Source organism: Klebsiella sp. BIGb0138 (assembly GCF_004342285.1).
In the GTDB taxonomy this organism is placed as follows: domain Bacteria; phylum Pseudomonadota; class Gammaproteobacteria; order Enterobacterales; family Enterobacteriaceae; genus Klebsiella.
This window is the reverse complement of the sequence record NZ_SMCV01000001.1, coordinates 1-25,583: the sequence shown is the minus strand read 5'-3', so window position 1 is coordinate 25,583 and position 25,583 is coordinate 1. Positions and strand designations below refer to the sequence as shown.

Here is a 25,583-nt window from a genome sequence, read left to right as displayed (position 1 = left end):
GCCGGGCAAGAGGGAGAAAAACGCGAATGATAGCGATGAAAGTGCCGGAAAATTATCTGCAGCAGGCGGGGGTACTCAACAAGGTGGGGGAATACGTTGCGCCGCTTGCCCGCCGGGTATTGATTGTCGCCGGCAGCCATGCCCTTGGCGTGGCCGGAGACACGCTGCGTCACAGCCTTCAGCGCGCAGGTATCGGTTTCGACGTCGCCCGTTTAACCGGGAAATGTACCCTCGCGACCGTGCAAAATCTGGCGCGCCAGGCGCAGGAGAGCGGTGCCCAGGGCGTGGTTGGCCTCGGCGGCGGCGCGGTGATGGATACGGCAAAAGGCGTGGGGGAGCTGGCCGGGCAACTGCCGGTGATTCAGGTGCCCACGGTGGCGGCAACCTGCGCCGCATGGTCGCCCTTCAGCGTGCTTTACAACCACCGGGGCGGGCATAGCGGCAGCCTGCCGCTGCGGCGGTTTCCCGCCTGGATCCTGGTGGATAGCGAGGTTATCGCCGCCGCGCCGGTGCGTTTTTTAAAAGCCGGGATTGTCGATGCGCTGGCGAAATGGTTCGAGTTCAGCCCCTATCAGTCGCCAGACGGCGACGCGCCCGGCCTGACGCTGCAGCTTAAGTTTTCGGCGATGGCGCTGGAAGTTTTTGAGTCGTCTGGCATGCAGGCGCTGGAGGATAATCGTCGCCAGCGGGTGACCCGGGAGTTAGTGCGAACCATCGATGCGGTGATTGCATTCGCCGGGCTGGCTAACAGCGTCCGCGATGAGAGCCAGCGGATTGGCGTGGCCCACGCGATTCACAACAGCATGACCCATCATGAGGCGTTTCATCACTGGCTGCATGGCGAAAAGGTGGGCTACGGGCTGGCCGTACAGGCGATGTTGCAACACCGTCATCCGGCCGACCGCGAGCCGCTGCTGGGCTGGCTGCGGCGGATGGACGTGCCGCTGACGCCTGCGGAGTGGGGAAGCGGCGATCCGCTCCCCCTGCTGGCAGGCATTGCGGCAGGGGTGCAGATTAAACCTGAGGCGCGTGAACATCTGCCCTTCCCGGTGGATAGCGCCAGCCTGCAGCAGGCGCTGCTGGCGACCCTCAACCGGCAGTAGACGGTGAACGCCCGCGTTCGTCGGGCGTTGATCCCGGGCAGGGCTAGCGCTCGCGCCGGGCCATGAACTGCGCCAGATCGACCAGACGGTTGGAGAAGCCCCATTCGTTGTCATACCATGCGAGGATCTTGACCATATTCCCGCCAATCACCAGCGTCGACAGGCCGTCGACGATCGATGAGCGCGGGTCGCCCTGATAGTCGCTGGAGACGAGCGGTTCGTCGCTGTAGCCGAGAATGCCCTGCAGCGGGCCGGAAGCGGCGGCCTGACGGAATGCCTCGTTGACTTCCTCCGCCGTCACCTCGCGTTCCAGCGTGACGGTAAGGTCGACAATCGACACCACCGGCACCGGTACGCGCAGGGAGTACCCGGTCAGGCGGCCATCCAGTTCAGGGATCACTTTGCCCAGCGCTTTGGCGGCGCCGCTGGAGTAGGGAACGATAGACAGCGCAGCCGCCCGGGCGCCGCGGAGATCTTTTTCCGGCTGGTCGTGTAACGCCTGGCTGTTGGTGTAGGCGTGGGTGGTGTTCATCAGGCCGTGTTTGATCCCGAAATGCTGATGCAGGACCTGGGCGGCGGGGGCAAGGCCGTTGGTGGTGCAGCTGCCGTTGCTGACGACCGCGTGCTGCTGCGGATCGTACCGTTCGTGGTTGACCCCCATCACGATGGTTAAATCATCATTCTTACCCGGAGCGGAGATGATGACGCGTTTTGCGCCGCCGTGATCAATATGTACCGCCGCCTTTTCGCGTTCGGTGAAGAAGCCGGTGGCTTCGATAACGATATCGACTTCGGCATCGCGCCACGGGATACGCGCCGGGTCGCGTTCGCTGTAGACGACAACCGGTTGACCATCGACGCGCAGCTGCCCGTCGGCGGCCTCCACGCTGACCGGCAGGGTGCCCAGCAGCGAGTCGTATTTCAACAGGTGGGCCAGCGTTTTGCTGTCCGTCAGATCGTTGATCGCCACAATCTGGATATCAGGATTACCCAGCGCCGCGCGCAACACGTTACGTCCAATCCTGCCGAAACCATTAATACCGACCTTAACCATGATCCACTCCTTATTTGTTGTCTCTGGTTTTACTGTAGGTTGTCGGCATTTTGGCGTAAACGACAAATAACGATCACTTTACGCCATTTTGCGGCAGTGAAAGCGCTGCCGATATTCGCCCGGGGTGAGGTGAAGCTGTTTTTCGAAGATGCGGCGCAGGTTAATGGCGCTGCCGAGACCGGATTGTTCGGCGATGTTCTCCAGGGTGTCGCTCGTTTGCTCCAGCAGCTGCCTGGCGGCGGCGAGCCGGGCCTCGGCGACATAGCGCGCCGGAGACGCCCCGGTTTCACGGGTAAACACGCGGGTAAAATTGCGTGGACTCATCGCGACTTTTGCCGCCAGCGCTTCCACGCAGAGATCGGCGGTGATATTGGCGAGGATCCACTTCAGCAGCTCGCTTATCGGACCTGAGCTGCTGATTTGGTCGAGGTTGTAGCGGCTAAACTGCAGCTGACCGCCGGGGCGACGGAGATACATCACCATATCCTGGGCGATATCGCGGGCGAGGGTGAAGCCGTAATCGTCTTCCACCAGCGCCAGCGTCAGGTCGAAACCGGAGCTGACGCCGCCGGAGGTCCAGATCGGACCGTCCTGAATATACAGCGGCCCGCCTTCCACCCGCACCTCCGGGAAGGCCGACTGCATGGTGTCCAGCAGCTTCCAGTGGGTGGTGGCCCGCCGGCCGTTCAGCAGCCCGCTTTGCGCCAGCAGCATCGCGCCGCCGCAGACGGAGGCGATGCGCCGGGCGTGGGGCGCGGCGAGGCGCAGCCAGTCGACCACGGCGATACCTTCCTGCTCGTTTTGCCCTCTGCCGGTGATGATGATGGTATCAAGCGGCTCCCGCGGATCGACCTCGTGAAGACGATGGTCGGCAAGCAGGTTCAGCCCGGACTGGCCATGGATCACCTGATGCGGCTGGGTGGTGGCGAGGGCGATGCGGTAGCGCGGGCGCTCCACTCCCTCCGCGTGCAGTCGGTTGGCCTGCATCAGAATGTCGGCAATACCAGCGGATTCAAACAGCATCCCGCCGTCGGGGACGATAATCAGTATTTTCTTCATGTCCTGAAAAGTAAACCTTTGACAAAATAAGTCAACAGGGAGTCGGGGGAATGAACGGTTCAGAGGGGGATGATGGCCGGCTAGCGGCGCGATGTGGCGCTGCCCCGGGAGATAAAAAAGCAGCAATGCGGCCATAGCGCATTGCTGCCCGGAGGTTAACTCCGCTGGCGCGCAGGCCGCTCGCCGGCCGCCAGAGGATTAAAAGTCATACTGTAACGCGAGACGGTTTTGCCAGAAATTTTTATCCGAGGTGGAGTTGGTCTGTACGCCAGCAAAGTCCGTGAGGCTCAGTCCGTTCAGCGGCCCCCCGAAACGGTAGGTGCCGTAGATCAGGTATTCGGACTGATGGCTGCTGGAAGCGCCGGCCGCGGGGGTTAAATCCATAAACGAGTAGCGGCTGCCGAGGGAAACCTGCTCCGTGGCGGCCCAGTTCAGATCGGTGGAGTAGGCGTTGCCGCTGCCGAGGTCCTGCGTACTGGTAAAGAAGGGCTGCGCGAAGTAGGGACCGGAAGAGGTATTGTGCGCGTACGGCGTCACCAGGGCGCCGTTGCCGTAAGCGTTACCGTTGGCGGCGATGTGGTTATAATTCAGCGTCCATGCCAGAGCCGGGGCCAGCTTCATACTTAACTGCGCGCCATAGCTGGTGCTGTTCACCTCGCCGGCCAGCGCTTTGCCTTCGCTCAGGCCGCGAATGAACTGGAGGCCGATTTTGGGCGCAGCGGCATATTCGTTCCACGAGAGGAAGCTGTCGGCATAGACGATCCGCGTGTAGTCGTCATAGTTTTCGTACCACATCTGGGCGTTAACTTTTTGTTCGCCGAACTGCAGGGCCCGCCCGCCGCCGACGCCCCACATCCCGTTGGTGCGTTGCTCTACGTCGGTATAAGCGGTGGTATCCAGAAACTGGTCGTCGCCCCAGGGCTTATAGCGGGTGATTTTCGTGGCATGCAGGAAATTGTCGCTATCGCCATAGCTGGCATCAACCGCCCGGAAAAGTATCGGCGTAATGCGCCAGTCGTAGTCGCCGATGAAGGGAATATTAATCCGCTGGTCGCCGGCGGTGATTCTGAACTGGTCATAATGCCAGCTGAGCCAGGCTTCGCCGACGCCGGTTTCATTGGGCCCCAGCTCGCCGATCAAATGATCATCGTTATGGGAAATCCCGCGCTGCAGAATGCCGCTGACGCCGAGGCTGACGCCATAATATTCCGCCGTGGCGTATTTTACGTTGCCGCCGTAGCTGACCGTGTCCTGCGATAGGCCCGAAACAAAATAGGCGTTATGGGTCGAATAATATAGTGTGCGCAGGCTGCCGCTGACGCTACCGCAGGTAAAGAATTCCGCTAGCGAACCGGCGACGCCGGATTCACAGTCCGAGGTTAAGGGAATTGCGGCCTGGCCGGCCGGGATGAATAATCCCTGGGAAATGAGCAACGCCCCCAGCGTCAGTCCACGTTTCATGGTTTTGCTTTTCATTTACATCACCCTGTTAAATATCGCTTCAATTTCGGGAAGAAAAATACCGGCCATTAAGATGGCGGGTAATAACGTTGTGCTTTTATTTTGTAGGGCGGCTGGTAAGCCTCGGGCTTTTATTTATCGGTTAAGGACAACGGGTTGTTGTCTAAGACTAACTGGTCGCGCAGCGCCCAGCCGCGCAGCTTACCTGGGTTAAGCAAACCGTCTGGGTCGATATATTTCTTAACGGCGACGACGTCCGGGCGAATAATTCCCTGCTTGCCGTCTTCAACCTGAAAAACATGCGGGTTATTAATCTTGATATCGTTATCGCGGAATATCTGCATAATTTCATTAAGCCGTTCTTCTGTCGAATAGCGCACCAGCTGCAGGCCGCTGGCGGTAATATTGCCATCATTATCGCGCAGGAATTCAATATGCGAGATGACCTCCCCGGCGAACCGCTGCTCCATCTGCAAAATTTGCTCCGGGAAATGCTGATAATTAAACGCCGTTTGTAAATAGGTCAGCGTATTGTCAATTTTGAGCGCATGTAGCGTGGTGTGGTTCCAGCAATATTCCATTAATGAGGCATGGTTCTCCCGGGCCTCGTCGCCGCTCTGGCGGATGGCGTTTTCTCCCCGATGCTTCGGCACCAGACCGGCGCAGAGCCCTTCACTCTCCTCGGCGATAACGCTGATGACCGCGTGCTGCCCGGCCCGATAGTGGCCCTTGAGGTGGCTAAAATAGGCGGGGATCGGCGCGGCAAGCAGCGCGAGCTGGCGCTTGACGAAGCCGGGCGAGCGGAGGCACTCGTTGGCATAATTCAGGGCGTCGGCGAAGTCGTCAAACACATCCAGGCGTTCGATCCAGCGGTGCACGGGAGCCAGCGCCAGTTCGACTTCAAGGATGATGCCGTTGCTGCCGTAGGCGTGATGAAGCAGCAGCGCCTGCGGTGCCGGAATGGTCAACACGCGGGGAGAGGCCTCCACGGTCATCACTTTGACGCTGAGCACATTGCCGGGCGCCGCCAGGGGACCGTAGTTAATGGAACCGATGCCGCCAAAACCGCCGCAGTAGAGGCCGCCTAAGCTGGCCAGACGAAAGGTCGACGGCATACAACGCAGCTCCCATCCCGTCGGGCGGGTGGCGTCTTCAATCTCCGCCAGGCGAATGCCGGCCTGGGCGCGCACCGTGCCGTTTTTGAGTTCGCAGATCCGGTTCAGGGCGGTCATCTCCACCAGGATTCCTCCCTCCAGAGGCACCAGCTGGCCATAATTACCGGTGGCGCTGCCGCGTAGGATCAGCGGCAGCTGCTGCTGTACGCAGGCGGCAACCAGCTGTCGCAGCTCTTCTTCGTCCCGCGGACGGACCACCGCATCCGCCTGTTTTCCCTCAAGCTGCTGGTTGAGCACCGGGCTGAACCAGTGAAAATCGCGGGAAAGACGTTTGATCTTCGCCGACTGTAAGGTCCACTCCAGCTCCGGCAATGCCTGCTGGATCAGCGCGACCGCCTGTTGACGTTGCTCACGAGTCATCATTTTTCTACCTGTTAATCATCAATACGTTAGTGAGATTGCACCGCTTCGCTTTCATGCCATGCGCTGAGCGCCCGCCGCGACACCCAGGACATCACTCCAAACAGCGCGATACCGGCGAGGGAAATTAACAGCAGAGCGGCAAACATCAGCGGGATGTCCAGCTGGTAACCCGCCTGCAGAATCTGATAGGCGAGGCCGGTATTCGTGCCGCCGGTGCCGGCGACAAACTCCGCCACCACGGCGCCGATCAACGACAGGCCGCTGGAAATACGCAGGGCGCCGAAGAAATAGGGCAGCGCGGAGGGAATGCGCAGTCGCACCAGAGTTTGCAAACGGCTGGCGTGATTTAACCTGAAATAGCTCAGCAGGCCGGGCGATACGCTACGCAATCCCTGGGTGGTATTGGCGATAATCGGGAAGACCGCCATCAGGGTTGAGCACACCACCAGTGAGAGGGTGGCGTCTTTTACCCAGATAATGATCAGCGGCGCGATAGCGACAATTGGCGTCACCTGCAAGAAGACGATGTAGGGAAACAGCGCGGTTTCCACAAAACGGTTCTGCACCAGGATAAACGCAATGGCGGTGCCGATGACGATCGACAGGAGAAACGAGATCAGGGTGATCTTCAGCGTGAACAGCAATGACAGCAGCAGCGGCGTCAGATGCGTCCACAGACTTTCCACCATCACCAGGGGGGAAGGCACCAGAAATTGCGGAATGCGGAAATAGCTGACCGCCCCCTGCCACAGCAAAATCACCAGTACCGCGACGAGGGTTGGATAGAGAATTTTGAGAAAACGGGGATGATTAATCCACGGTGTCGATTTAGCGGGTTTCATATTATGGCTCCATACCGGATTGGCTTGCCTGTAAGAGACTGTCCTGCAGCTGCCGGGCATAGTGGGAGAATGACGGGCTGACGCGGAAATCCTCACTGCGCGGGAACGGCTCTCTGATGGCGATATCTTCGACGACCCGGCCCGGGCGGGCCGCCATCATAATCACCCGCTGAGAGAGGAACACCGCTTCATGGATCGAATGGGTGACGAATACCACCGTCAGGTTCTGCTCCTGCCAGAGACGCAGGAGATCGCTATCGAGCTTGTTACGCGTAATTTCATCCAACGCGCCGAAGGGCTCATCCATCAGCAGCAGTTTTGGTCGCGTCACCAGGCCACGGGCGATGGAGACGCGCATCTGCATGCCGCCGGAAAGCTCACGCGGCAGGACGTTGGCGAACTTGCCCAGCCCCACCAGTTCCAGAGCTTCGCTCACCCGGGTGTTGGCTTCCGCCCGCGGGACGCCGGCAAGATCCAGAGGCAGCCGGACGTTGCTGTGGACGCTGCTCCAGGGCATCAACGTGGCCTCCTGGAAAACGAAAGAGAGGGGGACCTGGGCTTTTTCCCGGCTATCGCGACGCCACAGCATCAGCTTGCCGTCGCTGGGCTCCACCAGACCGGCGACCATTTTCAACAGGGTGCTCTTACCGCAGCCGGAGGGGCCGAGCAGGGTAACAAACTCCCCCTGATTGATGGTCAGATTGACGGGCAGCAGCGCCCGGGTGCCGTTGCTGTAAATCTTCTCCGCCGACAGCACTTCGATGGCGGGGGCCGCGGACGGCTGAGCGAAGCGGCTGTCGCTCATGACGGTGAGTTTAGGGGCGGTATTCATGGCATGACTCCGGCATCTTTGACCATATCCAGGGTATAGGTCTGCTCAAAAGGCACTTTGCTGGCGTCGATAAGCTTGTTTTTCACCAGCATATCCCAGGTTTTTTTCAGCCGCGGTCGGGTGATGATACCGATGCCGTCGGTCATGGCGTCGCCGCCGGTGACCAGCTGATATTTCTTCATCTGGGCAATACCGAAGGCGATCTGCTCGGCCCCCATTTGCGGATTCGCTTTGCTAATTAGCTCATTTCCGGCGCCGGGATCCTGAAGATAGCTTTTCCAGCCCTCCATCGAGGCTTTAACGAACGCCGCCACGGCCGCCGGACGTTTCTTGATGGTGTCGGTCATACAGATAATCGAGTTGCCGTAGGGAGGGTAGCCCCAGTCGCTGAGCGGATAGACGTAGAACGGCTGCCCCCCTTTGGCGACGGAGAACGGCTCGGAGGTCACGTAGCCCTGCTGCACCAGATTTTTGTCCGCCAGGAACGGCTGGACGTTGAAGGTATAGGGGCGCACTTTGGCGCTGCCCAGCCCCAGCCCCAGCTCGCTCTTCGCCCACGGCCAGAAAGAGGTATAGGCTTCGGTGGCGAGCAGGAAGGTTTTATCTTTTAATTCTGCGGGGTTACCCACCTTATCATGGGTGATAAATACCGTTGGCGAGTGCTGAAAAACGGTGGCGACGGTGACGGCGTGCACGCCGGCCTGCCAGGTTTCCAGCGCCTGGCCGTTGTCGCCGAGGGTACAATCGGCCTGACCCGCCGCCATCAGCTGCATCACGTTGATCTGCGGGCCGCCCATTTTAATGTCGACATCGAGGCCGGCGTTTTTATACAGCCCTTTGGCCTGAGCCTGATAGAAGCCGCCGTGTTCCGCCTGGGCATACCAGTTGGTCAGGAAGGTAAACTTTTCCGCGGCGAGGCAGGATGCGGAGGTGGCGATGGCCGCAAGGGTCAGCATTGTAGAAGCCGGAGTACGCATATTTTTCATCAGAGTTCCTTTTACTCAGCAACGGAAGGGGAAGGCGTGGACTGTACAAAGCCGTTCCAGTGGTGTTTTCCCCAGCTTGGTTCAGGACGTACGACCCACTCCATGCGGTGGATTTCGCTAATCGCCTGTGCCCAGCTGACGGCCAGGGATTCAAGCAGCCCCTGGCCCTGTTCCAGAGTCGCCGGGGTCGGATCGCCGATGACGCCGCTGGGGCCAAAGTCGTAGGAGGCCCAGGCCGCCGCAGGGCGGCCTTTCGACAGGGTCGGACAGGGGAACGGCGGCGGAAAGTTAGCGACGGCGCGCTCCATATGGACGCACTCCGGCGCGAGGGCCAGCATCAGCGCCGTTTCGCTATGGCCCGCGTGCATCGCCATTGTCTGTTCCTGAGGGCTAAGAAACTGCTTTTCGCTATTGGGGACGTTGAACACATCGTGCGGGATGATGATCATATCGCCGTGGCGCAGGCGCATTTCCCGGGAGGCCATCTGCAGGACCTGCGGCTGGCCGCCGTGACCGTTGATCATCAGCAGCTTGCGAAAGCCGGCCCGATACAGGGATTCGGCTATCTCAAGGAGAGTGTGCAGCAGCGTGTCGCCGCTCAGGGTCAGGGTGCCGGGAAAATGCAGATGCTCGTCGGACTTACCGTAGGTAATTGGTGGGATGGCGTAGGCCGGGATATCCGCCGGCAGCCGGGCGAGAGCATGGCCCGCGACGCCGGAAGAGATGACGCTGTCCACGGAACAGGGCAGATGCGGACCGTGTTGTTCAATCGCACCGGTGGGGAGCACGATAACCGTATTGCTTTTGTCTGGCAGGTCGGCAATCGCCGTCCAGCTCAGAAAAGGGAGAAAGCGCTCTGCAGGAATATAACCGTTGATCATCGCTGTGCCTCTGGGTCAAGAATTATTGGGGTAACCAGACCGTTGCTTCAACTTCAATAAGCACCGTGGCGTCGGGCAGCATTTCGCTGACCTGCACCACGGTAGAAACCGGCGGCTGTTGGGGGTAAAACAGCTTTCTTACCCGGCTGTAATAGGGAAAATGGTCAAGATTGCGAAAGTACTGCACCAGTTTGATGACGTCGCTCATCTGCCCTCCCGCGGATTCCACGGTCCGGCGGATGCTTTCCAGGACGTACCAGCTCTGGGCCAGGATCGGTCCCTGTTTCGCATCCGTCGAAAACTCGCCCGTTTCTCCCAGTAGTTCCCGCACCTCCTCCGGCACATCCTGAAAGCCGTTGACGATGGTGCCGCTCAGCGGGTTGACCGGGATAATGCCGGAGAGAAAAATAAAATCGCCGGCTCTGCGCCAGGCGGCATACCGCGCCAGCGGAGCGCCCGCGCCTGCTTCAAGACTCATACGTCATCTCCTGTCGCCACACCCGCTGGTGGGTTAACCTGCCGCGGTTAACCACCAGACGAGCTGCGCTGTTTAAAGGCCAGGTAAACATGTCGCTACCCGGGAAAATCACCAGCGTGGCCGCGTTGCCGACGGCGAAAGGCGCTGCGTCCTCCGGCGCACCGGTTAACGCCGCCCGGTCGCAAATCAGCCGCGACTGCCGGTCGAAAACATCGCTGAGCTGGGCGCTGAACAGGCCGCAGGCCAGGGTATCCAGCGGGTCATAGCTTCCCGCCGGGCAGAAAGCGTCCTGCACATTGTCGCAGCCGAGCAGGGTGGCAACGCCGGTGGCGCGGGCCTCCTGGAGTAGCGTGATCCCCCGCTGGCGCGGCGTGCGGCCAGTAACCGCATCCTGTAGCAGCAGGTTGGTCATCGGCAGGGCGATAAGGGTGACGGAGTGCGCTGCCAGCTGACGCAGGATCTTCTCCGCCTGCTCTTCGCTGCCGCAGGCCAGGGCGCAGCCGTGACTGCAGCAGATGTGTCGCGGAAAAGCGTGGCGGGAGAGGTACTCCGCCAGCCAGGCCAGCCCCCGGGGATTGTCGTTGAGCTCCTCATCGATATGCAGATCAAGATCCAGCCGCCAGCGGGCCGCGCTGCGTAGCAGGTTTTCCATGGCCGCGGGCTCCCAGTTGGAGGAGTGGACAAAACCGCCGAGTAAGCAGCCTTCGCCGCTGTTGGCCACCGCCTGCGCAATGGCCTCCGCGGCGGCCGGGTCGGCAAACAGTCCCAGCGGCGCCAGCGCCACCCGCTCCAGGGTGACGCCGGGATGGTCCAGACGGGCGATTTCGCGCCAGGCATCAGGCGCGGCGGCGGTAAACCAGTCGATATGGGTGCGCAAATGTGTGACGCCATTGGCCGCCGCCCGGGCCAGCGCGGCGGACGCGCGGCGCTGGAGATCCTGTGCGGTCCAGTACCGGCGATCCTCGTGCATGGCGCGGATGGCGGCCAGCAGACCGGGTTCCGACGGACGGCAGCGTTCAATGGTATAGGTCTTATCCAGATGGGCGTGGGGTTCGACAAGGCCGGGCAGCGCCAGCGCGCCGCCGAGATCCCATAAGCTGAGATTCGGTTGGCCGGTTGGCGCTATCGCCGCGATCCGCCCGTCGGCAAAGGTCAGGTCCGCCGTCAGCGGCGCGCCGTTGTGCCGCGTCGGCCAACCCGCAGGCAGCGCCCATGCCGGAAGGCGGGCGTTGCTGACGCCGGCAAGCGGCGCGTGGCGTGAGGGGATGCGCATCGTCAATCTCCTCACAGGTCGAGGACCAGAACCGGCGTTTTCGAACGCGAACAGCACAGGGTAATCTGACTGTTGCTGGCTTTTTCTTCCGCCGTCAGGACGCAATCCCGGTGTTCAGGAATGCCGTCGATAACGTCGGTAATGCAGGAGCCGCATATTCCCTGCTCGCAGGAGAGCATGACCTCGACTCTGGCGTGCAATAATACCTGGGCGATGGTTTGTTCCGGCGCAACCGGCAGGCGCTGGCCGGTTGACGCCAGCTCAATATAAAAACTTTTATTTTCTGCTTCATTATTCAGCCCGACGGGAGTAAAGCGCTCAAAAAAGAATTGCGTGGCCTGCCAGTTATATATTGGCATCAGATCCTGTAGCCGCTGAATAAAGCCATCCGGGCCGCAGGCAATCACGGCGGTATCGGCTTCAGACACGGTTAAACAGGCGGGGATCCGTCGGCGCAAAGAGTCGCCCTCGTCGCTGCAATGGATAACGACATTTCCCGCCGCAGAGAGCTGCTCCAGCCGTGCGGTAAAGGCCGCGTGCAGGGCGGTGGCGACATAATAATGAATTTCAAAATCAATCTGTTGCCGTGCTATCTCTTCAGCCATCGCCAGCAGTGGGGTAATGCCGATACCGCCGGCCAGCAGCAGGTAACGCCCGGCCGCCGGCAGCGGGAAATGGTTGCGCGGGCGGGAGATGGAGAGTCGGTCGCCGGGTTGAAGCTCATGGTGCAGATAGCGGGAGCCACCGGAGGAAATATCATCCAGCTTGACGCAAACTTCATAACTCTGGCGGTGGTCAGGTATCCCGCAGAGGGAATACTGCCGCGGGCCGATGCCGGGAATCATAATATCGATATGGGCGCCCGCAGAATAGCCAGGGAGTATTTTCCCGGCTGCGGGAATGAATTTTAATGACAGATTACCCAGCCCATTTGGGCTTATTTCCTTGACTGATACAGGAATCAGATCGCCGTCTTTCATTAACGTTTACCATCCCACATTAGGCCGTCTGCAGGGCAGCGAGGGTCAGCGAAGGGAGAAAACGCCCTCCGCCGTTGGCTGCCCGGTGTGTGAGTTAATCGGTGAAACGATTGTTTCTCCGCTATGAATGCTACGGTATTGTGATAAAACTGTTGCGTCCAGAGCTTTGATTCGCACAACCCGTTGCAAAAAAGAGAGCACCCAGACCATGTTTGCATTCTCCCGTTTTCTGCTGTATTTCACCGAAGTGGCCCGCCAGGGGTCGTTTCGTAAAGCGTCAGAGGCGCTGCATGTCTCGGCGTCTTCCATCGATCGTCAGATTTTGCGCGTCGAGAATGAGCTGGCGATGCCGCTGTTCGAACGCCATCCGACGGGGCTGCGCCTGACGGCCGCCGGGGAACTGCTGCTGCATGCGGCAAATAACTGGAAAAAGGACTTTACCCGGGTGTGTGAGCAGCTGGATGACCTGCGCGGGCTGCGGCGCGGGCATGTACGCATCGCCACTATCGATGCCATTAACCGGCATTTCTTTTCGGCGATGCTGAAGGAGGTGCATAACCATTATCCCAACATTTCTTTTACATTAACCACCATGAACAATATCAACATCCAGCAGGCGCTGATCTCGGGCGAGGCGGATTTTGGTATCATGCTCAACCCCCAAAGTTCCCGTGAACTGCAGGTCCGGGCCTTTGCCGAAATGAATATCGGGATCGTGGTGCCCAAAGGCCACCCGCTGGAAAGCCGCAGCGCCGTGCGGTTTAATCAGTGCATCGAATACCCGTTTATCATTCCTTCCGCGCCGCTGATGATCAGCGAACCGGTGGAGGCGCTGGTGAATATCAGCGGCAATGAGGTCAGGGAAGTGGCTGTTTCTAATAACATTCACATGATAAGAACCTTGATTAAAGAGCAGATGGGCATCGGTATTTTGTGTCGTCTGGATATTCTGGATGAGATACAGGCGGGCCAGCTGGCGTTTATTCCGATGACCGATCCACAGCTTAAACCTTTCACCCTGGCGCTATGTGTATCCCCCGCCCGACAGCTGTCGCTTGCCGCCTCTATGATGCTCAAGCAGCTGGAAATCCTCTTCAGTCAGATTTGACTCGCAGGCACTAAAACATTCCACGGGTGCACTATTATGGTGCGTTTTATGTATTGATGAATCAAAGGTTGCATGAAGGTAGTCGCTGACAAAGCGCTATTCTGGCGGAGACGCCGGGGATGAGATATGCCGATCGTCCCTGGCATAGTTTTTGTATAACTGAACATGAGTATAAGCGGTCAGTCCGGTTTATCCGTACGGGACATTGCTCAGTAACCATTTCGCGGTTCAATGTCGACCGGGGTGGGAGGCTGAGCCGTTGTCCGCTCGTCCTCTTTCCCGGCGTTATGAGGAGAGGGGCAATGAAAATACGTTCATGCATTCCCTGGGGCTACCGTATGCTGGGCCTGGTTGCCCTGAGCGGTATGTCTCTGGCCGTTCAGGCCGAGGATAAAATTGTGCTGCTGACCTCCTGGTACGCCCAGGCGGAGCAGGGCGGCTATTATCAGGCTCAGGCAACGGGGATCTACAAAAAATACGGTCTGGACGTCGAAATTCACTCCGGCGGCCCCCAGGTTAACGGCATGCAGCTGCTGTTATCAAAACGAGCTGACGTCATTATCGGCTACGATCTGCAACTGCTGGAAGGCATTCAGCGGGGATTCCAGGCCAAAGCCATCGCCGCCCCCTTTCAGTATGATCCCCAGGGACTGCTGACCCACGCCAATGTTACCTCGCTGGAGGGGCTGAAAGGGAGAACCATTCTGGTGTCCAGCTCCGGCCAGGCGACGTGGTGGCCGTGGCTGAAGGGGCAGTATCAACTGAATGATGCCCAGGCCCGACCCTATACCTTCAATATTCAACCCTTTGTCGCGGATGACAACGTCGCCCAGCAGGCCTACGTCAGCTCCGAGGTTTTCCAGGTGCAAAAGGCGGGGGTGAAATCGAACTTCTTCCTGTTTTCTGAACACGGCTATCCCCCCTATGGCGGCATTCTGATTGCCCGCCCGGAAACCATCGCCGATCGCAAAGCGGCGATGGCGAAGTTTGTGCGCGCGTCGATGGAGGGATGGGTGAGCTACCTGAATAATCCGGCCCCGGGAAATACGTTGATTAAAAAAGATAACCCCAAAATGACCGACGATCTGCTGGCCTGGGCCGTCACGCAAATCCGCCAGCATCACCTGATTGATGGCGGCGACGCCGCTACCGAGGGCTGGGGAACGATGACGGAAACGCGCTGGCAGAAGACCCGTGATTTTATGGTCAGAGCCAACCTGCTGGATGCCGCGACCGACTGGAAGCAGGCCTACACCACCGAATTTGTGCAGGATATGCAGGTTAAACCCTGAGGAGCGACGCCATGTCATTATTGATTAAAAACGCGCATGCCATCCTCAGCGGTCTCCCGGGGGATGCTGCGCGGCTGGCCGGGCCGGATATCCGTATCCGCGATGGCGTTATCGCCGCCATCGGTTCGCTGGCGGCGCTGCCGGAGGAGCGGCAGATCGATGCCCGGGACTGCGTGGTCTATCCGGCTTGGGTGAATACGCATCACCATCTTTTTCAGTCGCTGTTAAAGGGGGAACCCCAGGGGCTGAATCAAAGCCTGACGGCATGGCTGAGCGCCACGCCATACCGTTTTCGCGCCGCGTTCGATGAGCACACTTTTCGTCTGGCGGTGCGTATCGGGCTGGTGGAGCTGCTGCGTTCGGGCTGCGCCACCGTCGCGGATCACAACTATTTATACTGGCCCGATATGCCTTTCGACACCTCGGAGATTGTGTTCAGCGAAGGCGAGGCGCTGGGCATGCGGATTGTTCTGTGCCGCGGAGGCGCTACCCAGGGGCGAGCCGTTGAGCAGGATCTGCCGGTCGCGCTGCGTCCTGAAACCTTCGATGGTTATATGGCGGATATTGAACGGTTGGTTAAACGCTATCACCACCCTGGAGCCGGCTCCCTGCGGCGGGTGGTGATGGCTCCCACCACCGTGCTGCATTCCGCGCCGGGCGCCCAGCTGCGGGAGATGGCCAAACTGGCTCGTCGCCTGGGAATTCGGCTGCACAGCCATTTGTCGGAAACCGTGGATTATCTGGATGCCGCGCGGGAGAAGTTCGCGATGACGCCGGTCCAGTTCTGCGCCGAACATGACTGGCTGGGGAATGACGTGTGGTTTGCGCATCTGGTGAAGCTACTGCCGGAAGAGATCGCGCTGCTCGGGCAAACCGGCACCGGTATCGCCCATTGTCCGCAAAGCAACGGGCGGCTGGGAAGCGGGATTGCCGATCTGCTGGCGCTGGAAAAGGCGGGGGTGCCGGTATCGCTGGGGGTGGACGGCGCCGCGTCCAATGAAGCGGCGGATATGCAAAGCGAAGCCCACGCCGCGTGGTTGCTGCAGCGGGCGCGTAAAGGCATGCAGGCGCAGCCACGCTACGCCGGCGGCACCTTTGAGGGCGGCGCCGACGCCGCCACGGTGGAGGATGTGGTGCGCTGGGGAAGCGCGGGCGGCGCGCGCATCCTCGGCCTGCCGCAGTGCGGCGCCATCAGCGTCGGGATGCAGGCGGATTTAGCGATTTATCGCCTCGACGATCCGCGCTACTTCGGACTGCACGATATCGCGATTGGCCCGGTAGCCTGCGGCGGTCGGGCCTCGCTGAAAGCGTTGCTGCTCAATGGGCGGCCGATCGTTGAGGAAGATGTGATTCCCGGTCTGGACCTTGAAGCCATGCGTCGCGAAGCGCTGGCGGCGGTACGAACCCTACAACAGCGTGCGGCTGTTTAAACCCAATACAGGACAATCATAATGACGCAATCCATTCAGAATCAGGGCTATGCATTACAGGAACTGGAGAACGAAGCGCTGATGGGCGCGCCGGGGGAAGAGACGTTTACCCGCGAAGTCCGCTGCATCGATCTCTCAAATTTTGAGGAAAGGAAAAGTGAGATCGCCGATCGCCTGTGGGAGGCGGCAGTGGAGATTGGCTTCTTCCAGGTTAGCCATCACGGTATTCCGCTGGCGGATATCCGCCAGGCGTTCAGCATGACCGAGGCGTTTTTCGCCCTGCCCGATGAGGTGAAGGGGCAGTATCCGTTGGCCCGCAATGCCGGTTGGGAAAGCAAGGCGCAGGTCCGACCGTCGACGAAGACGCCGGATCAAAAAGAGTCATACCAGATTACCCGTCCGCTGATGGCGGGGCTGTGGCCCAGCGACCAGGAGCTGCCGGCGTTCAGAAAGACGATGCTGGAGTTTGAATCCCGGTGCTGGCAGCTGGGGATGAAGCTGCTGTCTTGCTTTGCTTTAAAGCTGGGGTTTCCGGAGTCGTTTTTTACCACCGCTCACGATCCGAATCGTGAAACCTACCAGAGCACATTGCGCATGCTGCACTACTACGCCAGCGACCAGGCGCAGCAGGGGATGTGGCGCGCCGGCGCCCATACGGATTTTGACTGCCTGACGCTGTTATTCCAGCGCCTGGGGCAGGGCGGGCTGCAGGTGTGTCCGGGTAAGGACCGCGAGAGCCAGCAGTGGACCAGCATTGAGCCTCGCGAGGAGGTGATCACCTGTAATATCGGTGATATGCTGATGCGCTGGAGCGACGACCAGCTCCCCTCTAACTTCCACCGGGTGAGAAGCCCGCTTGCGCATGAGTATCAGGGACCGCGCTATAGCCTGGCGTTTTTCTGTCAGGCCAATAAAGATGTCGAGATCCTGGGACCGCAGGCGAAATATCCGCCGATTACCGCGGAGGCCTATCTGCAGCAGCGTATTCAGGCCAATTTTGCCAAAGGATAGGTGTCCTGACGGCGGTCGTTACGCGCCGCTTCATGAAGCGGTCATAAAACAACAAACCACGCCATGGCGTGGTTTGTTGTTCATCGGGAGCGGCTATTCGCGAAACAGGGATTTCATTTTAATCGCCTGAACGGCAGCCGGTTAGCGAGCGTCTCTTTTTTATTTTATTGATAAATCGAGGTGCGCGACTTTATATTATTTCCCGTTAAAGGATGTTAATTAATATAATAAAAACAGAAACAACATAGTCACTATATTAACATTACTCATACAATTCATTTTTTGTTTGTGAGCGATTTCATCATTTTTAAGCGGTAAATAGGGTATGGTTTAGCTGCATTTGACCTGACCTGGTGGATATCATGAAAAATAACTACAAATTACACGAATTTCTTGATGTTGACCGCCTGCAAACGCTGCAGGACAATTTTAGTAAATCCATGATGATTGCCCTGGTGGTGGTGGATCAGGAAGGTATTCCGGTGACGCGCCCCAGCGGGTTTTCAGATTTTTGTGCGCGCTCAAGGATGAATGCCACGCTGGCCCGCCATTGCTATGACAGCGACAGCGCCGGTGGGCAGGCGGCCATGCTCGCCGGAGAGCCGGTGGTGTATCGCTGTTACTGTGGTTTTGTCGAGTTTGCCGTCCCCATCATGATTAACGATCACTATCTTGGCGCGTTTATTTCTGGCCAGGTGAAGGTCGAAGCTGAGAAAGAGCAAACCATCCCCTACATCCTGAATAATAATCATCTGTGGCAAGAAAATCCCTGGCTGATTAATCTGCATGAAAATACGCAGCGCATGCCTTATGAACGGTTCGAATCCACCGCCTACACGTTACTCCACGTCGCGTCATATCTGGTTGAGCAGGCTCATGCCAACAATATTCAGCGTGAACTGCGGCAAAAGGATCAGGAGTTAACCAACGAGTTGCGTAAACGGGTTGAAATTGAACGCTCATTACATGAAGCCGAGTTTAAAGCGCTTTCATACCAGATTAACCCTCATTTTCTGTTTAATGTGCTGAACACCATCGGTCGTCTGGCGTTTCTCGAGGATGCCAGCCGTACGGAAACGATGGTGCATGATTTTTCCGATATGATGCGCTATTTACTGCGCAAGAATAACAATGGCCTGATTACTCTTGGGCGGGAGATGAATTATGTGAATTGCTACATGTCAATTCAGAAGGTCAGAATGAATGAGCGGTTTGACTATGTTTGCGATATCCCCGAAAAATACAACGAAACAGTTTGCCCGTTCTTAATTCTCCAGCCGCTGGTGGAGAATTTCTTTAATTATGTGGTGGAACCACGTGAAACCAAAAGTCATATCGTTCTGCGGGCTAGTGACGATGGCAAGGATGTGATTATCGAAATCACCGACAATGGCGACGGCATTTCACCAGAGGATATTGAGCATATTCTCTCTGGCAAGCAGAATCGGCAGAAAGGGGGCATTGGTATTAATAATATTAAAAACCGTCTCCAGCTGTTATTTGGTGAAAGTTATGCTTTGCAAATTACCAGTCCCCATAAGCCGATGCTTGGTACCACCATAAAACTACGGTTCCCGATGGCCCCGGCCTGAGCCTGGAGTGTGTGAGTATGTACAATATTGTGATTGTCGAAGATGAATATATTGAATCCGAATCGTTAAAACGCATCATTTCCCGCTGCGTAGAGAACTCCGTTATTCATGAAGCGGCGACGGGAAAGAAAGCAATTCAACTCATCGATCGGCTTAGTCAAATAGATATGATGTTTGTGGATATCAACATCCCGCTGCCTAATGGTAATCAGGTTATTGAGTATCTCAAGCAGAAGAATACCGCGACCAAAGTGATTGTCACAACGGCAAACGATGACTTTGAAATTGTTCGCCAGATGCTAAGCCTGAAAGTAGATGATTACCTGTTGAAACCCGTGAAGCAAAGCATTCTGCACGATACTATCCGCAAAACGTTGCGGGTAGATGAAGAGGGGGCCGTCGCCACGCGTGAGCTGCGGCAGAGGATCCACGATCTGATTAGCCGCTGTGATTATCCTGGCTGGCACGAATTTTTACTTAATTTGCTTAATACGGCGTACGCGGAGCAAACCCCCGCTAGCGATCGGCCGAAAACGCTGACCGACGTTCTGGAACTGCTCCAGCAGCATCTTGCCGGTCTGGGGGATAAATATGCCCCTGGCCGTAACAAAATAGGCGCAATGATTCACAGCATTCACCAGCAGGGTTTGCCCGCCAGCCATTACTGGCGGGTGATGAGCGGATTGTTAAATATCAGTGGCGACATTTTTGAACAGCTGTTTAAAAGTACCTGTAGCAGCATGGATTTTGTTACCAGAGCATGTTTTCATATTGAAAAGAATATCCTGCAAAACATGACTCTCGATGATATTGCGGCAGAGTCCTTTGTCAGCCCATGCTATTTGAGCCGGGCGTTTAAAAAGAGCATGGGGACCGGGTTCTCAAGCTATATTACCAACCGTAAAATCGCCATGGCAAAATCGCTCCTGCAATTCAGTGATTTGAAAGTCAATACTATTGCACTGGAGCTTTCCTGGCAGGATGCCAATTACTTCTGCCGGATCTTTAAAAAAGAAACGGGGATTGCGCCGTCAGATTATCGCCGTCTCACCTCGTCGCAGGCGTGCTGATATTGCCCTGCCATTTTTTGCGCTTGCGCAACAGGGGAGCGCAAAAAAGTCCGCTATGGCGGCAAGATAGTTTATTCGCCGCGGCGCCGCGGGCCGCTAAGATGAGACTCTCTTCTTCATAAAGTGGCCCTGCCGTGGATGAATATCTTTTTACTTCGGAATCCGTTTCCGAAGGGCATCCGGATAAGATCGCGGACCAGATTTCCGACGCCATTCTTGACGCCTGTTTGCTCAACGATCCCTGGTCCAAAGTTGCCTGTGAATGTCTGGTAAAAACCGGCGCGGTTATTCTGGCCGGGGAAATCTCTTCCGCCGCGACTATCGATATCGAACAGATTGTCCGCGCGACCGTTAAATCTATCGGCTACGACCACTCCTCGAAAGGCTTTGATGCCGCGACCTGTGCGGTCATCAGCATGCTGGGCAGGCAATCCGCGGATATTGCCGCAGGGATTCGTGCCAGCGATCCGCTCTCACTCGGCGCCGGCGACCAGGGGATGACGTTCGGCTATGCCTGCGATGAAACGCCGCAGCTGATGCCCGCGCCCATTCTGTACGCCCACCGGCTGATGGAACGGCAGGCGATGTTACGTAAAACGCGCCAGCTGGATGGATTATTGCCGGATGCCAAAAGCCAGGTCACGCTGTATTACGGCAACGGGCAAATAGGCCATGCCGATACCATCGTTATCTCAACACAGCACCGCGCCGATATCCCGCTCGCCACGCTGCGTGAAGCCGTGGTTGAAGAGATCATTAAACCGGTTATTCCGGCGCGCTGGCTGACATCAGCCACCCGGCTATTGATTAATCCCGCGGGCTCCTTCATCCACGGCGGGCCAGCAGCGGACTGCGGTTTGACCGGGCGTAAGATCATCGTCGATACCTACGGCGGCGCGGCGTGTCATGGCGGCGGGGCGTTTTCGGGTAAAGATCCGTCTAAGGTCGATCGTTCAGCGGCCTACGCCGCGCGCTATGTGGCGAAAAATATCGTCGCCGCCGGGTTAGCTACGCGCTGTGAAGTTCAGCTGGCCTGGGCCATTGGCCTTTCCCGCCCGGTCGCGGTGCGCATTAACACCTTTGGCACAGGCAAAGTGGCGGCGCAACGTCTGCAGCAGCTGGTTGCGCATCATTTCGACCTCAGCGTTTACGGCATTATCCGTCAGCTCGATTTGCTGGCGCCACGTTACCGCCAGACGGCGTGCTACGGCCACTTCGGCCGGGAAACATTTCCATGGGAACGCACGGATAAGGCTGAGCAGCTGCGTGACGATGTCGCCGCGCCGCTGTGTCCCCCATTGCATTGAAAATAACAGGAGAAAGTTATGTCCGGGCAGAGTTTAGGCTTAATTGAAACCGTCGGCTTAACTATAGCGCGCGAAAAAATTTGATACTGATTTGAAAATCAATCGATACCAATAAATTAAGCAACAATAAAAATATTTGATACTAAACGGGTGTCTGAAGACGCCCGTTTAGGTTTGAACGTGTGGTTAGAGTACGATTGACCGCCGTGCGAAATACGCCTGAAAATAGTCATAAGCTGCTTGAATCTCAGCATCAGACAATGCACGGCCAAAAATCATGGCGACAGCAATTGCCGACGCTTCCGGGACTTCGCCGCTGTTACTTCGCCCAATCCGGTACGTCAAAGCGGGGTTGGTGAAAGATTCAGCACTTCCGGGTACTATAACATTCGCTCCTGTTTGGCTGGTCATATTCTTGATCGTCAATTTTTTACCTGTATCTCGTCCGTACATAAACGCCGGAGTTCCGTCAGTGATGTCCTGTTTTGTTGCTGCAAACTGCACTGATGAAACATCAGTGGTCGGGTCTTTATAATGCGAATACATCGCCAGGTTAGGATTACCCGTATCCGTGACCAGACTACGCCCTGCATCATTAGTACCTCTATATGAAGCAATAAAATACTGGCGTTTCGCTGGATTAATACGCTTCGAAATCGTGATCAGTGTTGTTTCCTTCGTTGTCGGCACTCCAGTTTCAATGAAGTTATTTAAATCGAAGGTGGCAAAATGATTACTTACTACCGGTGAGCCTGTCACTACGGCATCGACACCGCCAGGCGCATAGTTCTTTGACAGATTTCCGCGTCCGTAAATTCCAGCATAAAGAAGACCATCAGTCGTAAACGGCGGATTCCATCCATCCGGGTTTGCGATAATGTTAGACGGTACATTTGATTTAATAACCATGACCATTGTTTATTCTCCGTAAGGGATAGAAAGACAGAATTGGACCGATGCATTGTTTAACGGGTACGGCTTACCAACCAGTTCCGGGATGTTTTCCGTCTCGTACTGGCCAGTACCTTCTTGAAAAATGAAACTATCCAGCGAGTTAAAATTGTCGCTGTCAAAAACGTTACCGTTACCTTCATGAGTAGTTTTATCGCCGTACCATAGTTTTGCGCTGGCGGAAATATCCCGACCTGTCGTTATTTTGATAATCGTATCAGCCACAATCTCAACATTGCTGATAGCAACGGTTCCCACGCTGTCAGTCACCCGAAAACCTTTATCGGCATACAGCGTTGCAACGTTTTTCACGTATGACGGTCTGAATGTTAGCGGCGGGGACGGTACGTGATAAAACACATAAATCTCACGCCCGATAATGATAATTTTAATCGGCCCCAGTGGCTCCCAGCCTTGCCCTTCGTTTAGTACCTGGTGCATCACTTTGGCGAATTGCATATCCATCCAGCGATAGCCGTTTGGTCCCAGGTGCCCCCCTTTATCCGGGAAGGGGTAGGCAGGCGTGACGAGATACGCATTCTCATGCTCACGGCAGAATTCCCACTGTGCCATCCCGATGGATAAATCAGCGTCATCACGTGTAAAGCCAGCACCTGTCTGGTACATAAAAATAGCGGGTGGTGCTTTCTGCCCGGCGATGCCGATGGCCATATCGGACACCATGTCGGTATACAGCTTTTCGAGACTGGCTTTATAGGTCGCCTTGTCGTTAGAGCCGTTGGTCTTACTGTAATTCCACTCGCCCTGAATCCAGATAATTGCACCGATGGAATAAGATACATCCTCTATATCTGCCAATGCTTTCACCTGCTGAACAGCCTGAAGCGGACGCTGGTATAGTTCAGGTGTAGCCCCTTTTGAAAGCTGCTCGATACTACGGCCATTAACGCCGGTACTGGATAAGACAAATCGACGGGATGGGTCACGCTCCAGGCAATTGCGCTGCAACCAAAGGCGGCGAAGGCCGTTTGCAATAGCAACACCACCTTCGCCCTCATTGGGTGAACCGGCTGGCAGGGCTGCAACCTGCTCATTGTTAATTACGGCGCTCCCTGTGCTGTTCTGAACCACTGCGTGCAGCGGTTTTAATACGGCATCACCCACCGGTACAAATTCCGGGTTAGAGCGGTGTGAGGGACGGATTGAATCACCCAGCATCAGATTATCGAAACCCTCAACAGGGGTTTGACTAAGCGCGGGATACCCTTCCTGCTGCGTACCTAGGCTCTGACTGTAAATCAGGAGATGAATCAGCCCGGTAACAAGGCGTTGCACTGCGGCGTTATAGCGGCTGCGAACATTCTGCGAAAACGCTTTGTTTTGCGCATCTGCGGCTGTGAGATCAAAAGTTTCATACGGGATTTCTTTACCTCCGATGAGTTCGCCATCAGCATCAGTCAGCGCTTTGAAAAACCCCTCTTCATCCTCAAGGTTTAGCCAGCCCATACCACCCGCTTTCGTGGTGAATTGACCATCACCGCTTAAGGCTTGCGGAGCGGCTTTTCCTGACTGGTCGGCCACGTTAGAATAAAAACCGTCGATATCCTCCAGACGCAACCACGCACCATCGGTGGTTTCGGTATGGAATTTTCCTCCCCCATTCAGCGTTCCGGGGCGTTGGCCAATACCTTCCGGGCCAATAAGTGTGACAGTAAAACCGTCAGGATCCTGATATATCAATCCCTGACTGGAACTATCAGCATGAGTGAATGTGAGGTCAGAAAGAAAAACGCCTTCTGGTGATACGATAGATTTTATAGTGCCGAATACCCCGTTCGTATATAACCGCCAGAGCGAAAAACCCTCACTATCAGTCAAATCATGAGTAACCTCAGGAAAAAGGTCCTTCAGGTTAATCATCTCGGTTAACGACTGAACAACGTCACCGCTGGGTGTAGTTTTTCCGACAAATGTGGGAACACCTTTGACGTTTTTCCATACCTCATAAACGTAATCACCATTTTGCGAAATAACATTATAAAAATATCCGTCCGCTACCCCATCAATGGGGTCCACTCCGGCCTCAGGGGTATCATAGATTTTCCCTGTTTCACGCATTCTTATAATGGCGGTTGCGAGTTGATTAAACTTTCCTTTTTCTGGCGAAATATTTGCCATCTGCAATATATTCAGCAATTCAGACTGAACAATATTAAACCAGTCAGCGCCCGGCCATGTCGCCTTGTCCTTTTCTTCGGTAAAGAAGCGGGGTTGCTCGCTGAGCACGTCCCCTACGGTAGGCATAGTTGTTGCGCCGCTTTTATTATCAATATGAAACATAATCTATCCTTACGGTTTCACCGGCCATGAAATATTCGGTGCATCGTCAGGATTGACGCGCATGATCAAGACTCGATATTCAGAGAGGGAATCGAATCTCACTTTTTCTTGCTCAGTAGCCATGTTGAACTTGATCGCATCAGACAGAACGGCAATTTCGTCGCTGGCCTCAACCCATAGGAGATTTTTTCTTTCTTTCGCACTGGCTACCTGTGCTGCCTTCAGTGCGTCTGCGTTGGTATGCCATTCTCCATCTTCCCATTCATCGTATTGCGTTGTGGGGGCGGTAAATGTGTACTCATTGGGCAGAGGACCAGGATTAGTAACTGTGATAGCTGAACCATTATTTTTCAGGTACGCCGTTTTTCCCCGATAATCTTCCAGATATCCCCATTCAATGCCATTCCATGAAACGGTATAACCTGGCTTATTCTCCGGAGGAGTAACCATCGTGTAACCTTCAGGCAGGGTGAAATAAGCATCAGGTACTGCATAAGCAATGCCGTACTGGTCGTAATACACTTTTCCGGTATTGTTGGTCAGAATTTGCCATTCTCCATTCTGAAAAATAACGACCTGACCTGAATCCTTTTTCGGCGGTTCAATAAAAATTGCATCCTCGGGAATAGTTTCATCGACGGAAAGTACAACTGAACCTACACCATATTTATTCCAGTAACGCATCCCGCGCTTATCCTCAACATAATTCCATTTTTCGCCATTCCATACACCAGTAAACCCGTTCGATGGTTGGCATGGCTGGAGCGTTGTTTTAGCTGGTAAACCTGTCCCGGCAGGAATAACCGCCAACCCGCTACCAATATAAACACCGGCGCTATCGAAGTGGTATAACCATAACGCCTGGTCAGTATCTGAGAATGAGAAATTACTCATTAAGCGAGCCTCACAATGTAGTTAAATGCGATGTTTTTGACGGTGTTCTCTGCGCTACCAAAAGCATCAACAATGATGGTATGAAGATGCGCCCCCAGTTCTATCAGGTGCTTATGAATGCCGGCAGGGTCGGTGTTTCC

At 56.2% G+C, this 25,583-nt stretch carries 22 protein-coding genes; 8 read left to right on the top strand and 14 right to left on the bottom strand.

Going from position 1 to position 25,583, the window contains the following annotated elements; genetic code table 11:
• The first annotated feature begins 26 nt into the window (after positions 1–26).
• On the top strand, positions 27–1,103 hold the full coding sequence (locus tag EDF73_RS00120; RefSeq protein WP_132724530.1) for an iron-containing alcohol dehydrogenase family protein: 1,077 nt from the start codon (positions 27–29) through the stop codon (positions 1,101–1,103).
• Between the two features lie 43 nt (positions 1,104–1,146).
• Here the strand turns inward: EDF73_RS00120 and gap are convergent, their stop codons facing one another.
• The 11 genes from gap to EDF73_RS00065 form a co-directional block, all read right to left on the bottom strand.
• Complete coding sequence (gap, locus tag EDF73_RS00115) at positions 1,147–2,157, bottom strand: type I glyceraldehyde-3-phosphate dehydrogenase (RefSeq protein ID WP_132724528.1); 1,011 nt, start codon at positions 2,155–2,157, stop codon at positions 1,147–1,149.
• Between the two features lie 78 nt (positions 2,158–2,235).
• Entirely contained in the window at positions 2,236–3,216 is a 981-nt protein-coding gene (locus EDF73_RS00110) for a helix-turn-helix domain-containing protein (protein WP_132724526.1), read from the bottom strand.
• A gap of 198 nt (positions 3,217–3,414) precedes the next feature.
• The gene (locus EDF73_RS00105; protein WP_132724524.1) at positions 3,415–4,692 is read right to left on the bottom strand and encodes a TonB-dependent receptor; all 1,278 of its coding nucleotides are present in this window, start codon (positions 4,690–4,692) and stop codon (positions 3,415–3,417) included.
• 116 nt (positions 4,693–4,808) lie between these two features.
• Complete coding sequence (locus EDF73_RS00100; RefSeq protein ID WP_165905608.1) at positions 4,809–6,215, bottom strand: FAD-binding oxidoreductase; 1,407 nt, start codon at positions 6,213–6,215, stop codon at positions 4,809–4,811.
• Between the two features lie 26 nt (positions 6,216–6,241).
• A complete protein-coding gene (locus tag EDF73_RS00095) occupies positions 6,242–7,057 on the bottom strand; it encodes an ABC transporter permease (protein WP_132724522.1) in 816 nt (271 codons plus the stop codon).
• Between the two features lies 1 nt (position 7,058).
• Entirely contained in the window at positions 7,059–7,889 is an 831-nt protein-coding gene (locus EDF73_RS00090; RefSeq protein ID WP_132724520.1) for an ABC transporter ATP-binding protein, read from the bottom strand.
• Complete coding sequence (locus tag EDF73_RS00085; protein WP_132724518.1) at positions 7,886–8,875, bottom strand: ABC transporter substrate-binding protein; 990 nt, start codon at positions 8,873–8,875, stop codon at positions 7,886–7,888. Before EDF73_RS00085 ends, EDF73_RS00090 begins: the two co-directional genes overlap by 4 nt.
• 11 nt (positions 8,876–8,886) lie before the next feature.
• Positions 8,887–9,756, bottom strand: coding sequence for a creatininase family protein (locus EDF73_RS00080; protein WP_132724516.1), 870 nt, complete (start codon positions 9,754–9,756; stop codon positions 8,887–8,889).
• Between the two features lie 22 nt (positions 9,757–9,778).
• Complete coding sequence (locus EDF73_RS00075; RefSeq protein ID WP_132724514.1) at positions 9,779–10,234, bottom strand: RidA family protein; 456 nt, start codon at positions 10,232–10,234, stop codon at positions 9,779–9,781.
• On the bottom strand, positions 10,224–11,507 hold the full coding sequence (locus EDF73_RS00070) for an amidohydrolase family protein (RefSeq protein ID WP_132724512.1): 1,284 nt from the start codon (positions 11,505–11,507) through the stop codon (positions 10,224–10,226). The genes EDF73_RS00075 and EDF73_RS00070 overlap by 11 nt, the downstream gene beginning before the upstream one ends.
• Before the next feature lie 11 nt (positions 11,508–11,518).
• Positions 11,519–12,487: a PDR/VanB family oxidoreductase gene (locus EDF73_RS00065; RefSeq protein WP_132724510.1), complete on the bottom strand. Its 969-nt coding sequence runs from the start codon at positions 12,485–12,487 to the stop codon at positions 11,519–11,521.
• 208 nt (positions 12,488–12,695) lie between these two features.
• Between EDF73_RS00065 and EDF73_RS00055 the strand changes: the two genes are divergently transcribed.
• From EDF73_RS00055 to metK, 7 genes are all read left to right on the top strand, one after another.
• Positions 12,696–13,595, top strand: coding sequence for a LysR family transcriptional regulator (locus EDF73_RS00055; RefSeq protein ID WP_132724508.1), 900 nt, complete (start codon positions 12,696–12,698; stop codon positions 13,593–13,595).
• 302 nt (positions 13,596–13,897) lie between these two features.
• Positions 13,898–14,887: an ABC transporter substrate-binding protein gene (locus EDF73_RS00050; protein ID WP_132724506.1), complete on the top strand. Its 990-nt coding sequence runs from the start codon at positions 13,898–13,900 to the stop codon at positions 14,885–14,887.
• 11 nt (positions 14,888–14,898) lie between these two features.
• Complete coding sequence (locus EDF73_RS00045) at positions 14,899–16,317, top strand: amidohydrolase family protein (protein WP_132724504.1); 1,419 nt, start codon at positions 14,899–14,901, stop codon at positions 16,315–16,317.
• A 21-nt stretch (positions 16,318–16,338) separates the two neighbouring features.
• Positions 16,339–17,328, top strand: a complete 990-nt coding sequence (locus EDF73_RS00040; protein WP_132724502.1) for a 2OG-Fe(II) oxygenase family protein — start codon at positions 16,339–16,341, stop codon at positions 17,326–17,328.
• 362 nt (positions 17,329–17,690) lie between these two features.
• The gene (locus tag EDF73_RS00035; protein ID WP_207896570.1) at positions 17,691–18,920 is read left to right on the top strand and encodes a PocR ligand-binding domain-containing protein; all 1,230 of its coding nucleotides are present in this window, start codon (positions 17,691–17,693) and stop codon (positions 18,918–18,920) included.
• A 17-nt stretch (positions 18,921–18,937) separates the two neighbouring features.
• The gene (locus EDF73_RS00030) at positions 18,938–19,990 is read left to right on the top strand and encodes an AraC family transcriptional regulator (protein ID WP_132724498.1); all 1,053 of its coding nucleotides are present in this window, start codon (positions 18,938–18,940) and stop codon (positions 19,988–19,990) included.
• 134 nt (positions 19,991–20,124) lie between these two features.
• Positions 20,125–21,297, top strand: coding sequence for a methionine adenosyltransferase (metK, locus tag EDF73_RS00025; RefSeq protein ID WP_132724496.1), 1,173 nt, complete (start codon positions 20,125–20,127; stop codon positions 21,295–21,297).
• A gap of 186 nt (positions 21,298–21,483) precedes the next feature.
• On the opposite strand, the gene EDF73_RS00020 is transcribed toward metK, so the two are convergent.
• The 3 genes from EDF73_RS00020 to EDF73_RS00010 are packed head-to-tail and all read right to left on the bottom strand — an operon-like array spanning position 21,484 to position 25,443.
• The gene (locus EDF73_RS00020; protein WP_132724494.1) at positions 21,484–22,212 is read right to left on the bottom strand and encodes a hypothetical protein; all 729 of its coding nucleotides are present in this window, start codon (positions 22,210–22,212) and stop codon (positions 21,484–21,486) included.
• Between the two features lie 3 nt (positions 22,213–22,215).
• A complete protein-coding gene (locus tag EDF73_RS00015) occupies positions 22,216–24,549 on the bottom strand; it encodes a sialate O-acetylesterase (protein ID WP_132724492.1) in 2,334 nt (777 codons plus the stop codon).
• A gap of 9 nt (positions 24,550–24,558) precedes the next feature.
• On the bottom strand, positions 24,559–25,443 hold the full coding sequence (locus tag EDF73_RS00010) for a tail fiber assembly protein (RefSeq protein ID WP_132724490.1): 885 nt from the start codon (positions 25,441–25,443) through the stop codon (positions 24,559–24,561).
• Between the last annotated feature and the right edge of the window lie 140 nt (positions 25,444–25,583).

Coding starts and splice junctions, on each gene's coding strand:
- EDF73_RS00120 (WP_132724530.1), top strand. CDS start 27: ATGATAGCGATGAAAGTGCCGGAAAATTATCTGCAGCAGGCGGGGGTA.
- gap (WP_132724528.1), bottom strand. CDS start 2,157: ATGGTTAAGGTCGGTATTAATGGTTTCGGCAGGATTGGACGTAACGTG.
- EDF73_RS00110 (WP_132724526.1), bottom strand. CDS start 3,216: ATGAAGAAAATACTGATTATCGTCCCCGACGGCGGGATGCTGTTTGAA.
- EDF73_RS00105 (WP_132724524.1), bottom strand. CDS start 4,692: ATGAAAAGCAAAACCATGAAACGTGGACTGACGCTGGGGGCGTTGCTC.
- EDF73_RS00100 (WP_165905608.1), bottom strand. CDS start 6,215: ATGATGACTCGTGAGCAACGTCAACAGGCGGTCGCGCTGATCCAGCAG.
- EDF73_RS00095 (WP_132724522.1), bottom strand. CDS start 7,057: ATGAAACCCGCTAAATCGACACCGTGGATTAATCATCCCCGTTTTCTC.
- EDF73_RS00090 (WP_132724520.1), bottom strand. CDS start 7,889: ATGAATACCGCCCCTAAACTCACCGTCATGAGCGACAGCCGCTTCGCT.
- EDF73_RS00085 (WP_132724518.1), bottom strand. CDS start 8,875: ATGAAAAATATGCGTACTCCGGCTTCTACAATGCTGACCCTTGCGGCC.
- EDF73_RS00080 (WP_132724516.1), bottom strand. CDS start 9,756: ATGATCAACGGTTATATTCCTGCAGAGCGCTTTCTCCCTTTTCTGAGC.
- EDF73_RS00075 (WP_132724514.1), bottom strand. CDS start 10,234: ATGAGTCTTGAAGCAGGCGCGGGCGCTCCGCTGGCGCGGTATGCCGCC.
- EDF73_RS00070 (WP_132724512.1), bottom strand. CDS start 11,507: ATGCGCATCCCCTCACGCCACGCGCCGCTTGCCGGCGTCAGCAACGCC.
- EDF73_RS00065 (WP_132724510.1), bottom strand. CDS start 12,487: ATGAAAGACGGCGATCTGATTCCTGTATCAGTCAAGGAAATAAGCCCA.
- EDF73_RS00055 (WP_132724508.1), top strand. CDS start 12,696: ATGTTTGCATTCTCCCGTTTTCTGCTGTATTTCACCGAAGTGGCCCGC.
- EDF73_RS00050 (WP_132724506.1), top strand. CDS start 13,898: ATGAAAATACGTTCATGCATTCCCTGGGGCTACCGTATGCTGGGCCTG.
- EDF73_RS00045 (WP_132724504.1), top strand. CDS start 14,899: ATGTCATTATTGATTAAAAACGCGCATGCCATCCTCAGCGGTCTCCCG.
- EDF73_RS00040 (WP_132724502.1), top strand. CDS start 16,339: ATGACGCAATCCATTCAGAATCAGGGCTATGCATTACAGGAACTGGAG.
- EDF73_RS00035 (WP_207896570.1), top strand. CDS start 17,691: ATGAAAAATAACTACAAATTACACGAATTTCTTGATGTTGACCGCCTG.
- EDF73_RS00030 (WP_132724498.1), top strand. CDS start 18,938: ATGTACAATATTGTGATTGTCGAAGATGAATATATTGAATCCGAATCG.
- EDF73_RS00020 (WP_132724494.1), bottom strand. CDS start 22,212: ATGGTCATGGTTATTAAATCAAATGTACCGTCTAACATTATCGCAAAC.
- EDF73_RS00015 (WP_132724492.1), bottom strand. CDS start 24,549: ATGTTTCATATTGATAATAAAAGCGGCGCAACAACTATGCCTACCGTA.
- EDF73_RS00010 (WP_132724490.1), bottom strand. CDS start 25,443: ATGAGTAATTTCTCATTCTCAGATACTGACCAGGCGTTATGGTTATAC.